Genomic DNA, 13,128 nt, shown 5'->3' on the forward strand with positions numbered 1-13,128 from the left:
TGCGATTCGATTAATAAATCAGCACAAAAAACTACAGCGCAGAAAAAGGGCATCAAATGATGCCCTCTTTGCTACTGCGTAGTCAAATCATTCTTCACAGAATCTGTGATTAAGCGATGATCTTAGCAACAACACCAGCACCAACTGTACGGCCACCTTCACGGATCGCGAAGCGTAGACCTTCGTCCATTGCGATTGGAGCGATCAGTTCAACAATCATTTGAATGTTGTCGCCTGGCATTACCATCTCTACGCCTGCTGGCAGTTCGATGTTGCCTGTTACGTCAGTTGTACGGAAGTAGAACTGTGGACGGTAACCTTTGAAGAATGGAGTGTGACGACCACCTTCATCTTTAGACAGTACGTATACTTCTGATTCGAACTTAGTGTGTGGAGTGATTGAACCTGGTTTAGCCAGTACTTGACCACGTTCTACTTCATCACGCTTAGTACCACGTAGTAGCGCACCAACGTTCTCACCTGCACGACCTTCGTCCAGCAGTTTACGGAACATTTCTACACCAGTACATGTAGTGGTTGTAGTCTCGTGGATACCAACGATTGCTACTTCATCACCTACACGTAGGATACCGCGCTCGATACGGCCAGTTACTACTGTACCACGGCCTTGGATTGAGAATACGTCTTCGATTGGCATCAGGAACGGCATGTCTACTGCACGCTCTGGCTCTGGAATGTACTCGTCCAGTGCTTTAGCCAGCTCAAGGATTTTCTCTTCCCACTGTGCTTCGCCGTTTAGCGCGCCTAGTGCAGAACCTTGGATAACTGGTAGGTCATCACCTGGGAAATCGTATTCAGACAGAAGTTCACGAACTTCCATTTCTACTAGTTCTAGCAGCTCTTCATCGTCAACCATGTCACATTTGTTCATGAATACGATGATGTAAGGAATACCAACCTGACGGCCTAGTAGGATGTGCTCACGAGTTTGTGGCATTGGACCATCTGTTGCAGCAACAACTAGGATACCACCGTCCATTTGCGCAGCACCAGTGATCATGTTTTTAACATAGTCAGCGTGTCCTGGGCAGTCTACGTGTGCGTAGTGACGGCTTGGAGTGTCGTACTCTACGTGAGAAGTAGAGATTGTGATACCGCGCTCGCGCTCTTCTGGAGCGTTGTCGATTGACGCGAAGTCACGTGCTGCACCGCCGTATACTTTAGACAGAGTAGTACAGATTGCTGCAGTTAGAGTTGTTTTACCGTGGTCAACGTGGCCGATAGTACCAACGTTTACGTGCGGTTTCGTACGTTCAAATTTTTCTTTAGACATGAGTTGTCCCTCTAGGTACGGATATAGGTGGCTTTAATTTATGACCACGCAACCAAAAATTACCGGTAGTAAAGTATATATCAAAAGGAAAACTTTGCTTAGAGCTGGTGCTGATAGGCAGATTCGAACTGCCGACCTCATCCTTACCAAGGATGCGCTCTACCGCCTGAGCTATATCAGCACTCTTGAATGAGTGGAGCGGGCAGCGGGAATCGAACCCGCATCATCAGCTTGGAAGGCTGAGGTAATAGCCATTATACGATGCCCGCAACACGTAACTCTGAGAGCTATTTCCTTTAGAATATGGTGGAGGGGGACGGATTCGAACCATCGAAGGCGGAGCCGGCAGATTTACAGTCTGCTCCCTTTGGCCACTCGGGAACCCCTCCAAATTTTATCCACTATACGTCTTGGAGTTTTACTCCTAAGGAAAGTGGTGCCGACTACCGGAATCGAACTGGTGACCTACTGATTACAAGTCAGTTGCTCTACCTACTGAGCTAAGTCGGCATAAGTGGAGCGCATTCTATTGAATGATTTCTTAGCTTGCAACCCTTAAAGCTAAAAAAAATCCAAATTTGGCACGTTTTTGTTTATTCGATGATTTTTCACCCGAATTTAGGTTCAATCGCTAATTCTGTCATCTTTCTCATTTGCATTATCAGCGCCATATTGTATGTTCCCTTCTCTTATTCTAATTATACGATTGAGCATTTTATGAGCCCGTACTTGTCTTTTGCTCGTCATCAGTGGGCAGAGTTGAGAAATTCTGTGCCTATGACGTTGTCGGAAACGGACCTTCAAGAGCTGCAAGGCATCAATGAAAACCTAACCATCAAAGAAGCGATAGAGATCTATCTGCCGCTCGCCAGGTTGTTGAATTTGTATGTCGCCGCCAGGCAGAGCCGTAACTCAGTGCTGAATCAGTTTTTGGGTAACACCGAAAAAGCACCACCTTTTGTGATTGGTATTGCCGGCAGTGTCGCCGTCGGGAAAAGCACCACTGCTCGTCTGCTCAAAGCGCTGCTATCACGTTGGGAAAACCATCCGAAAGTCGAGTTGATTACCACCGATGGTTTTCTGTACCCGAACCGCATTCTGAACGAACGCGACATCATGCATAAAAAGGGGTTCCCTGAATCCTATGACATGCGCCGTCTGGTCCAGTTTGTCTCGGACGTGAAAGCTGGCGAGCCACATGTGGAAGCCCCGATCTACTCGCATCTAACTTACGACATTACGCCGGAAGTTAAAGTGGTCGATCGCCCGGACGTATTGATCATTGAAGGTCTGAATGTGCTGCAAAGTGGCATGGACTACCCACATGATCCGCATCGTGTGTTTATCTCTGACTTTCTCGACTTCTCTATTTATGTCGATGCCGACAGCACGATGATCGAGAAGTGGTATGTGGAACGTTTCATGAAGTTTCGCCAAGGTGCTTTTATGAAGCCGGGATCGTATTTCAGCCACTACACTCAATTGAGCGAAGAAGAGGCCGTCGCCAAGGCGAAAGAGATTTGGCACAACATCAACGGCAAAAACCTGCAACAGAACATTTTGCCGACCAAAGAGCGCGCGCAACTGATTCTGCGTAAAAGCCTCAATCATACGGTCGAAGAAGTGCTGCTGAGAAAGTAGTATCGGCAATAAAAAAGAGGCCTGAGCCTCTTTTTTATTCGCCTTTACGTAACGAAATTTCGCCACCGATAAAGCTCTTTATCCCATCTTCCATTTCCAGCAAGACGCCACCATGCGCATCGATGCCCCGTTCAATACCGGTAATCTCATTGGCGCCCATGATCAGTCGCACTTTACGGCCAATAAAGTTGTCCAATCGATTCCAACGTTCGACAAAGTCCTGCATTCCATGTAGCTCATAGTCGCGCAGTGCCTGATCCAGTGCCTGAATGAAGGCAACCGCTAGTTGGTTACGATCGACATGATCCTGACCGATCACCTGAGACAAACTCGCCCACGGCTGATCGATGTTGGATTCACGATCCTGCATAATGAGGTTCATCCCCATACCAATCACTAAATGGGCAGCCGCGCCGGCTTGACCAGACAACTCCACCAGAATCCCGGCAAGTTTGCGATCTTGGTAATACAGATCGTTTGGCCATTTCAATTTGACGCCTTCCAGCCCCATCTTTTCCAACGCTTCCACAATCGCGACACCCACGACCAAACTCAGTCCCATTGCCGCAGCGATACCAGCGTCTAGTCGCCAATACATGGAAAAATAGAGGTTAGCGCCAAATGGGGAAACCCAGTGGCGGCCACGGCGGCCACGGCCACTTGCCTGATACTCAGCCAGGCAGACCGTACCAGATGCCAGCGTATCCACATTGTCCAGCAGATACTGATTGGTTGAACCAATAATAGGATGCAGTTCAACCAGATTGTTCACTTGAGCTTGAATCAACGCTTCATCCAACATATGCAGTGGCTGAGCCAACTGGTAGCCTTTGCCTTGTACGCGAAATACGTCCACGCCCCATTCCTGAATGCCTTGAATGTGTTTGCTGATCGCGGCACGGGTCATGCCTAACTGCGCGCCAAGCGATTCACCAGAATGAAAAGCACCATCCGACAATGTCTTTAATAACGTCAGTTTCACACTATGCTCTTTCACTCTGCTTGCTCCATTAGGGTAGTTAAATAAGTTTCCTGAATTGCGCCCATAAAGCGCACTTCATGTTCAAGGCGAATGCTGTATTTCTCTTCGACTCGTTCTCGCACTAACGCAGCCAGCTCAACGACATCTCGTGACGTAGCATGGCCGGTATTTATCAGAACCAAGGCTTGTTTGGGATGAACTTGCGCGCCTCCCACACTCACACCTTTTAAACCCGCGCTATCAATAAGCCAGCCCGCCGCCACTTTCACACCGCCTGCTGCCGGATAAGCCACCATCTCTGGATACGTTTGTTTGAGTTTCGCGTAGTGTTCCTCTGCAATCACAGGGTTCTTAAAAAAGCTCCCCGCATTACCAGTGACAGAAGGGTCAGGCAACTTGTCCATACGAGTACGACATACTGTGTGATAGATCTCTTCTGGCGAGCAACTCTCACCTAATGCCTGCAAAGGGCCGTAAGAGGCTACCGCTTGCCAGTGCTTTTTCAGCACGAGTCCGACAGCGACAACAATCGCTTTACCATACAGCTGGTGTTTAAAAATGGAGTCTCGATAACCAAACTGGCACTCTTGCGCGCTAAGACGCTTGATGGAAAAGCTTTCCAGACACAGGTAGTCCACATACTGGCAGATATCCTGAAACTCGACTCCATACGCGCCGATATTCTGAATGGGAGCAGACCCCGCGCAACCAGGAATGAGAGCGAGATTCTCCATACCATAGAACTGCTGGTTCATACACCAGGTAACTAAGGCTGGCCAATCTTCGCCTCCGTTTACATGCAGGTAGTGATGATGTTCATCTTCACGGTGTTCGATACCTGTAATGTTATTCACCATGACCAACCCCTGATAAGGTTCAGTAAACAGCATATTACTGCCCTTACCCAGCATCAGTTTAGGTGAGCCTTGCCAACGCTCATCTTTATAGAGTTGCACCAGATCATCCACCGATCCAATGATCGCCAGCGCCTTGCACGACTGTTCGATACCAAACGTATGATAGGGCTTTAAGTTCGCGTCGAGATGTAATTGCATGAGATTCTTTGAATAAACTAAACTGGGGTCATTCTACAACAGATGTACTTTGAAGACAGATACAAATGCCAACTCTGCAGTTTGAACACATAGACCCGATAAAGTTGCCTTTGATAAAGCGTTTTTATAAGCAGCACTACACGAGTACCAAACCCAAAAGCGATGAATTAATGATTGGTGCGTACGGCGAACAAGGTTTGTGCGCCGTAGTGCGATTTCGCCAAATAGCTCAGTATCGGCTGCTGACCGGCATGGCGGTAGACAGTAACCAACGAGGATGTGGCATCGGTCTCGCCTTGTTGAACTACTGTAGTCAACACATCTTACAACATAACGATTACTGCTTTGCCTATAGCCACCTTGCTGAGTTTTACCGCAAAGCGGCTTTCATCCCGGTAATGGCTGATACACTTCCTACCGAACTACAAACATTACTTAATCGTTATTCATCAAGCGGTAAAGATCTCATTCCGATGCAATTCATCCCATAGAGATGGTAAGAATTGTGCACTTTCCTAGCCTTTCTTTGCCGAGTTTTGGTAATATGCTCTGCTCGCAATTTTGCACGTACGTAAGGTAAAGCATCCCTATGATTGCTCGTAGAAACCCATTCGAACAGCTACCAACTATTGCGCAAGATCCGAATAAGTTTGGTATTTTGTTCTCTGCCAAAGAATTCCGCACTCATCTGATTGAGTCGATTCGTCAGGCAAGTAAGCGTATCTACATAGTGGCGCTCTATTTAGAGAATGATGATGCTGGTCGCGAAATTCTCACTGAGCTGTATGAAGCGAAGCAACGTAATCCCGGCCTGGACATCAATATTTGTGTTGACTGGCACCGTGCCCAACGCGGCCTTATCGGCGCGGCTTCTTCCGAAGGCAATGCGGCGATGTACAAATCTTTCAAAGATCAGTATGACCATTGCATTCCGGTTTATGGTATTCCCGTTCGTGGCAAAGAAGTCTTTGGTGTCCTACACCTAAAAGGCTTCATTATCGATGATCAAGTGATCTACAGCGGCGCCAGCCTTAACAACGTCTATTTGCATTACAAAGAACGTTACCGCTTTGACCGTTATCATACGATAGAAAACCAAGTGTTGGCCGACAGTATGGTCGCGTTCATTCAGCAGCAGATGCTGGCTCACCCGGCGGTCAACGATCTCGCATGTCACAGCAAGCCAACCACCAAAGAAATTAAAACCGATATTCGCCAGTTCCGCGCGACGCTATCTCAAGCTGGGTACGATTTTGAATCGCAGCAGGTATCACCTGATCAAGTGGGCATTACGCCGTTGGTCGGTATCGGCAAACGCCGCAACCGCCTGAATCAATACATCGTTCAGCTGATTGCTCAGGCTAAAGATGAAATCTTCATCTGCACACCGTATTTCAATTTCCCGAAAGGCGTCGCCAAGGAAGTGCGTAAAGCTATTAAACGCGGTGTTAAAGTCCATATTGTGGTGGGTGATAAAACGGCGAATGACTTCTATATTCCACCGACGCAAGAGTTTAAAACCATTGGTGGATTGCCGTATTTGTATGAACTTAACCTGCGTCGATTTGCGAAAATCAACGAAGCGAATATCGCCAGCCGCAAACTCTCTATCCATCTGTGGAAAGATGGGGATAACAGTTTCCACTTGAAAGGAATCTGGGTGGATAAACGGTATATGCTCATCACTGGCAACAACCTTAATCCACGCGCCTGGAAGCTAGACTTAGAGAACGCAATTCTGATCACTGATGATTATCATCACCTGACTGAGCGTTTTGAACAGGAAGTACAAAACATTCTCCAGCACACTCAACTGGTTTGTACATACAAACAAATTGAAAAGCTTGAGAACTATCCAGAAACCGTTCAGCGCCTGATTCGTAAAATTACGCGGGTCAAAGCCGATCGAGTGCTCAAACAGATTCTCTGAGTATCAAACACTCTGATAAGCCGATGCCCAGCATCGGTTTTTTTATATCTCTGCTCTCTCCCTAACACCTCACAGAGAGATCACTACATTGCAGCCTAGGTAAATCTAATCAACGTAAACTCTCGTCACTGACAGGCTTTATTAACAAAGAAAAGTACCAGTGAGCCAGTTATAGCCAATAGGTCGGTATTGAGGAGGGAGAACTCTTTATTAGTGTCGGAATGAATAAGACCTTACCACTGCAGAGTCAGGGTAGCGAAGTCTATCTTTACCAAACAGAGGCGCGATGACAACAAAGCCGAAGGGGTAAGAGCCTGAGATAGGTAACAATCCGTTAGCCGTTAGGAATAACACTTAAGAGCGACAAAGCGCTGGGGCGAGAGAAAGAGGAGAGCGAAGCGCTCAGTGAGGCTGGTGAGTGTAGAGGTTTACCACTCCCAGATAACAAAAAACCCCAGCATTGCTGCTGAGGTCTTAAATAAGTGGCGGAGCGGACGGGACTCGAACCCGCGACCCCCGGCGTGACAGGCCGGTATTCTAACCAACTGAACTACCGCTCCGCACTGGTTAGACTCAAGAGTCTAAATTTAAAGCCTGGCGATGTTCTACTCTCACATGGGGAGACCCCACACTACCATCGACGCTGTTTCGTTTCACTTCTGAGTTCGGAATGGGATCAGGTGGGTCCAAAACGCTATGGTCGCCAAGCAAATTCTTAAAATTCGGAAAGCTGTTTTTCGTTCTCTCAACACATTCTTATGCGCTTAGCTTTGAGTCCACTACAAAACCCCTTGGGTGTTGTATGGTTAAGCCTCACGGGCAATTAGTACAGGTTAGCTCAACGCCTCACAACGCTTACACACCCTGCCTATCAACGTTCTAGTCTCGAACAACCCTTTAGGATACTTAAAGTATCAGGGAAGACTCATCTCAGGGCTCGCTTCCCGCTTAGATGCTTTCAGCGGTTATCGATTCCGAACTTAGCTACCGGGCAATGCGTCTGGCGACACAACCCGAACACCAGAGGTTCGTCCACTCCGGTCCTCTCGTACTAGGAGCAGCCCCCTTCAATCTTCCAACGCCCACGGCAGATAGGGACCGAACTGTCTCACGACGTTCTAAACCCAGCTCGCGTACCACTTTAAATGGCGAACAGCCATACCCTTGGGACCGACTTCAGCCCCAGGATGTGATGAGCCGACATCGAGGTGCCAAACACCGCCGTCGATATGAACTCTTGGGCGGTATCAGCCTGTTATCCCCGGAGTACCTTTTATCCGTTGAGCGATGGCCCTTCCATACAGAACCACCGGATCACTATGACCTGCTTTCGCACCTGCTCGAACCGTCATTCTCGCAGTTAAGCGGGCTTATGCCATTGCACTAACCTCACGATGTCCAACCGTGATTAGCCCACCTTCGTGCTCCTCCGTTACTCTTTGGGAGGAGACCGCCCCAGTCAAACTACCCACCAGGCACTGTCCTCACCCCGGATAACGGGGCTAAGTTAGAACATCAAACATACAAGGGTGGTATTTCAAGGACGGCTCCAACGCAACTAGCGTCACGTCTTCAAAGCCTCCCACCTATCCTACACATGTAGGTTCAATGTTCAGTGCCAAGCTGTAGTAAAGGTTCACGGGGTCTTTCCGTCTAGCCGCGGGTACACTGCATCTTCACAGCGATTTCAATTTCACTGAGTCTCGGGTGGAGACAGCGTGGCCATCATTACGCCATTCGTGCAGGTCGGAACTTACCCGACAAGGAATTTCGCTACCTTAGGACCGTTATAGTTACGGCCGCCGTTTACCGGGGCTTCGATCAAGAGCTTCGCTTACGCTAACCCCATCAATTAACCTTCCGGCACCGGGCAGGCGTCACACCGTATACGTCATCTTACGATTTTGCACAGTGCTGTGTTTTTAATAAACAGTTGCAGCCACCTGGTATCTGCGACTCTCATCAGCTCCATCCGCGAGGGACTTCACCATCAAGAGCGTACCTTCTCCCGAAGTTACGGTACCATTTTGCCTAGTTCCTTCACCCGAGTTCTCTCAAGCGCCTTGGTATTCTCTACCCGACCACCTGTGTCGGTTTGGGGTACGATTCCTTACAATCTGAAGCTTAGAGGCTTTTCCTGGAAGCATGGCATCAATGACTTCACTACCGTAGTAGCTCGACGTCGTGTCTCAGCCTTAGAGAGAGCCGGATTTACCTAACCCTCAAGCCTACGCACTTGAACCTGGACAACCGTCGCCAGGCCCACCTAGCCTTCTCCGTCCCCCCATCGCAATTGTAAGAAGTACGGGAATATTAACCCGTTTCCCATCGACTACGCCTTTCGGCCTCGCCTTAGGGGTCGACTTACCCTGCCCCGATTAACGTTGGACAGGAACCCTTGGTCTTCCGGCGGGGAGGTTTTTCACCCCCCTTGTCGTTACTCATGTCAGCATTCGCACTTCTGATACCTCCAGCATGCTTTACAACACACCTTCAACGGCTTACAGAACGCTCCCCTACCCAATACGATAAATCGCATTGCCGCAGCTTCGGTTTACAGCTTAGCCCCGTTACATCTTCCGCGCAGGCCGACTCGACTAGTGAGCTATTACGCTTTCTTTAAATGATGGCTGCTTCTAAGCCAACATCCTAGCTGTCTGAGCCTTCCCACATCGTTTCCCACTTAGCTGTAATTTGGGACCTTAGCTGGCGGTCTGGGTTGTTTCCCTCTCCACGACGGACGTTAGCACCCGCCGTGTGTCTCCCGGATAGTACTTACTGGTATTCGGAGTTTGCAAAGGGTTGGTAAGTCGGGATGACCCCCTAGCCTTAACAGTGCTCTACCCCCAGTAGTATTCGTCCGAGGCGCTACCTAAATAGCTTTCGGGGAGAACCAGCTATCTCCGAGTTTGATTGGCCTTTCACCCCTAGCCACAAGTCATCCGCTAATTTTTCAACATTAGTCGGTTCGGTCCTCCAGTTGATGTTACTCAACCTTCAACCTGCCCATGGCTAGATCACCCGGTTTCGGGTCTATATCCAGAGACTGAACGCCCAGTTAAGACTCGGTTTCCCTACGGCTCCCCTAAATGGTTAACCTTGCCACTGAATATAAGTCGCTGACCCATTATACAAAAGGTACGCAGTCACCCCACGAAGAGGCTCCTACTGCTTGTACGTACACGGTTTCAGGTTCTATTTCACTCCCCTCACAGGGGTTCTTTTCGCCTTTCCCTCACGGTACTGGTTCACTATCGGTCAGTCAGGAGTATTTAGCCTTGGAGGATGGTCCCCCCATATTCAGACAGGATAACACGTGTCCCGCCCTACTCGATTTCACTGAACATGCGCTGTCGGCTACGGGGCTATCACCCTGTTTCGCGGTCCTTTCCAGAACCTTCACCTGACGCATGTAAAGCTTAAGGGCTAATCCAATTTCGCTCGCCGCTACTATCGGAATCTCGGTTGATTTCTTCTCCTCGGGGTACTTAGATGTTTCAGTTCCCCCGGTTCGCTTCATTAACCTATGTATTCAGTTAATGATAACTGCTTATGCAGTTGGGTTTCCCCATTCGGAAATCTCAGACTCAAGTGGCTGTTACTGCCTAATCTGAGCTTATCGCAAGTTACTACGTCCTTCATCGCCTCTGACTGCCAAGGCATCCACCGTGTACGCTTAGTCACTTAACCATACAACCCGAAGGAGTTTCGGGTTGTTGTTAAACAACCTAGGTGTCACACATTTATTTTTCATGAGTGTGTGACTGATTTTGCCGGACTCAATTTGAAGACTTACTGAAACAGTAAGCTTCGATACCAAGCACACTTGAATGTGTTTGTTGGTGTATTCCGTTAAGGAATACATTGAGAACTTTACAAACAATCTTTTAAAAGATTGTTTTGTCAGCTTTCCAAATTGTTAAAGAGCAGATTTTCTACTGAAAACCATGTTTAAGAACACTTAAGCAAATGTGCTTAAAGATGGTGGAGCTAAGCAGGATCGAACTGCTGACCTCCTGCGTGCAAGGCAGGCGCTCTCCCAGCTGAGCTATAGCCCCATCAGGTGTTGATACTGTGTGCCAATCCTCTGGGAGGAAGATTGGTGGGTCTGAGTGGACTCGAACCACCGACCTCTCGCTTATCAGGCGAACGCTCTAACCACCTGAGCTACAGACCCAGTATCGTCTCTAAAACGTATAAACCATCAATCTGTGTGAACACTCATCGCAATAATCATTCGTATAAGGAGGTGATCCAGCGCCAGGTTCCCCTAGCGCTACCTTGTTACGACTTCACCCCAGTCATGAACCACAAAGTGGCAAGCGTCCTCCCGAAGGTTAAACTACCTGCTTCTTTTGCAGCCCACTCCCATGGTGTGACGGGCGGTGTGTACAAGGCCCGGGAACGTATTCACCGTGACATTCTGATTCACGATTACTAGCGATTCCGACTTCATGGAGTCGAGTTGCAGACTCCAATCCGGACTACGACGCACTTTTTGGGATTCGCTCACTTTCGCAAGTTGGCCGCCCTCTGTATGCGCCATTGTAGCACGTGTGTAGCCCTACTCGTAAGGGCCATGATGACTTGACGTCGTCCCCACCTTCCTCCGGTTTATCACCGGCAGTCTCCCTGGAGTTCCCGACATTACTCGCTGGCAAACAAGGATAAGGGTTGCGCTCGTTGCGGGACTTAACCCAACATTTCACAACACGAGCTGACGACAGCCATGCAGCACCTGTCTCAGAGTTCCCGAAGGCACCAAAGCATCTCTGCTAAGTTCTCTGGATGTCAAGAGTAGGTAAGGTTCTTCGCGTTGCATCGAATTAAACCACATGCTCCACCGCTTGTGCGGGCCCCCGTCAATTCATTTGAGTTTTAATCTTGCGACCGTACTCCCCAGGCGGTCTACTTAACGCGTTAGCTCCGAAAGCCACGGCTCAAGGCCACAACCTCCAAGTAGACATCGTTTACGGCGTGGACTACCAGGGTATCTAATCCTGTTTGCTCCCCACGCTTTCGCATCTGAGTGTCAGTATCTGTCCAGGGGGCCGCCTTCGCCACCGGTATTCCTTCAGATCTCTACGCATTTCACCGCTACACCTGAAATTCTACCCCCCTCTACAGTACTCTAGCCTGCCAGTTTCAAATGCAATTCCGAGGTTGAGCCCCGGGCTTTCACATCTGACTTAACAAACCACCTGCATGCGCTTTACGCCCAGTAATTCCGATTAACGCTCGCACCCTCCGTATTACCGCGGCTGCTGGCACGGAGTTAGCCGGTGCTTCTTCTGCAGCTAACGTCAAAAGATACCGCTATTAACGATACCTCCTTCCTCACTGCTGAAAGTACTTTACAACCCGAAGGCCTTCTTCATACACGCGGCATGGCTGCATCAGGCTTGCGCCCATTGTGCAATATTCCCCACTGCTGCCTCCCGTAGGAGTCTGGACCGTGTCTCAGTTCCAGTGTGGCTGATCATCCTCTCAGACCAGCTAGGGATCGTCGCCTTGGTGAGCCCTTACCTCACCAACTAGCTAATCCCACCTGGGCATATCCTGACGCGAGAGGCCCGAAGGTCCCCCTCTTTGAGCCGAAGCTATCATGCGGTATTAGCCATCGTTTCCAATGGTTATCCCCCACATCAGGGCAATTTCCCAGGCATTACTCACCCGTCCGCCGCTCGCCGCCCAACAAATCCCCCGAAGGTTCAATGTTGTCGCTGCCGCTCGACTTGCATGTGTTAGGCCTGCCGCCAGCGTTCAATCTGAGCCATGATCAAACTCTTCAATTAAAGTTTTGGCTCAATGAATACTGATAACATTACTATGTAATGTTGAATTGACTGTGCTCGATACCGAAGTATCAAATTGGTCACTCAGTTCATTGATAAATCTTTTGCGATTATCATCAACGAGTGCCCACACAGATTGATAGGTTTATATTGTTAAAGAGCTTTGCTTTCAGTGCGTTAGCACGTAGGCAGGACGCGTATATTACGCTTCACACCGTGAAAGTCAACATAAAACTCTAAGTTTTTTAGAGCCCTATGGTGACTTGCTTAAAGTTTAAGCAAGTGCAAATTAAAGCCTGGCGATGTTCTACTCTCACATGGGGAGACCCCACACTACCATCGACGCTGTTTCGTTTCACTTCTGAGTTCGGAATGGGATCAGGTGGGTCCAAAACGCTATGGTCGCCAAGCAAATTCTTAAAATTCGGAAA

Annotated in this window: 6 protein-coding genes, 7 tRNA genes and 4 rRNA genes; 3 read left to right on the top strand and 14 right to left on the bottom strand. The window is 48.8% G+C overall.

Annotated features, from left to right (window positions below; genetic code table 11):
* Positions 1-109: 109 nt before the first annotated feature.
* The 5 genes from tuf to DYA43_RS13035 form a co-directional block, all read right to left on the bottom strand.
* On the bottom strand, positions 110-1,294 hold the full coding sequence (gene tuf, locus DYA43_RS13015; protein WP_020332747.1) for an elongation factor Tu: 1,185 nt from the start codon (positions 1,292-1,294) through the stop codon (positions 110-112).
* 105 nt (positions 1,295-1,399) lie between these two features.
* A tRNA-Thr gene (locus DYA43_RS13020) sits at positions 1,400-1,475 on the bottom strand.
* A gap of 13 nt (positions 1,476-1,488) precedes the next feature.
* Positions 1,489-1,563, bottom strand: a tRNA-Gly gene (locus DYA43_RS13025).
* Positions 1,564-1,598: 35 nt separating this feature from the next.
* A tRNA-Tyr gene (locus DYA43_RS13030) sits at positions 1,599-1,683 on the bottom strand.
* A gap of 45 nt (positions 1,684-1,728) precedes the next feature.
* Positions 1,729-1,804 (bottom strand) — tRNA-Thr (locus tag DYA43_RS13035).
* Positions 1,805-2,011: 207 nt separating this feature from the next.
* On the opposite strand from DYA43_RS13035, the gene coaA reads away from it, so the two are divergent.
* Entirely contained in the window at positions 2,012-2,935 is a 924-nt protein-coding gene (gene coaA, locus DYA43_RS13040; protein WP_024374524.1) for a type I pantothenate kinase, read from the top strand.
* Between the two features lie 34 nt (positions 2,936-2,969).
* Here the strand turns inward: coaA and birA are convergent, their stop codons facing one another.
* Together birA and murB are read right to left on the bottom strand one after the other, a co-directional pair.
* Positions 2,970-3,932 (bottom strand): bifunctional biotin--[acetyl-CoA-carboxylase] ligase/biotin operon repressor BirA, encoded by a 963-nt coding sequence (gene birA, locus DYA43_RS13045; RefSeq protein ID WP_024374525.1) that lies wholly within the window; start codon positions 3,930-3,932, stop codon positions 2,970-2,972.
* The gene (gene murB, locus DYA43_RS13050) at positions 3,929-4,972 is read right to left on the bottom strand and encodes a UDP-N-acetylmuramate dehydrogenase (RefSeq protein ID WP_061056959.1); all 1,044 of its coding nucleotides are present in this window, start codon (positions 4,970-4,972) and stop codon (positions 3,929-3,931) included. Before murB ends, birA begins: the two co-directional genes overlap by 4 nt.
* A 65-nt stretch (positions 4,973-5,037) precedes the next feature.
* Here murB and DYA43_RS13055 point away from each other — a divergent pair, with 65 nt between their 5' ends.
* Both DYA43_RS13055 and pssA read left to right on the top strand, forming a co-directional pair.
* The gene (locus DYA43_RS13055) at positions 5,038-5,463 is read left to right on the top strand and encodes a GNAT family N-acetyltransferase (protein ID WP_061056960.1); all 426 of its coding nucleotides are present in this window, start codon (positions 5,038-5,040) and stop codon (positions 5,461-5,463) included.
* A gap of 98 nt (positions 5,464-5,561) precedes the next feature.
* The gene (gene pssA / locus DYA43_RS13060) at positions 5,562-6,902 is read left to right on the top strand and encodes a CDP-diacylglycerol--serine O-phosphatidyltransferase (RefSeq protein ID WP_024374528.1); all 1,341 of its coding nucleotides are present in this window, start codon (positions 5,562-5,564) and stop codon (positions 6,900-6,902) included.
* Positions 6,903-7,385: 483 nt separating this feature from the next.
* Here pssA and DYA43_RS13065 read toward each other — a convergent pair.
* The 7 genes from DYA43_RS13065 to rrf (DYA43_RS13095) form a co-directional block, all read right to left on the bottom strand.
* A tRNA-Asp gene (locus DYA43_RS13065) sits at positions 7,386-7,462 on the bottom strand.
* Between the two features lie 32 nt (positions 7,463-7,494).
* Positions 7,495-7,610 (bottom strand): 5S ribosomal RNA (gene rrf / locus DYA43_RS13070).
* 94 nt (positions 7,611-7,704) lie between these two features.
* Positions 7,705-10,592, bottom strand: a 23S ribosomal RNA gene (locus DYA43_RS13075).
* A 292-nt stretch (positions 10,593-10,884) separates the two neighbouring features.
* Positions 10,885-10,960: transfer RNA gene (locus DYA43_RS13080), tRNA-Ala, on the bottom strand.
* A 42-nt stretch (positions 10,961-11,002) separates the two neighbouring features.
* Positions 11,003-11,079 (bottom strand) — tRNA-Ile (locus DYA43_RS13085).
* Between the two features lie 65 nt (positions 11,080-11,144).
* Positions 11,145-12,697 (bottom strand): 16S ribosomal RNA (locus tag DYA43_RS13090).
* Between the two features lie 294 nt (positions 12,698-12,991).
* A 5S ribosomal RNA gene (gene rrf, locus DYA43_RS13095) occupies positions 12,992-13,107 on the bottom strand.
* The 16S, 23S and 5S rRNA genes sit together here with 3 tRNA genes alongside, the layout of an rRNA operon.
* Positions 13,108-13,128 lie beyond the last annotated feature (21 nt).

It is taken from the genome of Vibrio fluvialis (assembly GCF_900460245.1).
Lineage (GTDB): Bacteria > Pseudomonadota > Gammaproteobacteria > Enterobacterales > Vibrionaceae > Vibrio > Vibrio fluvialis.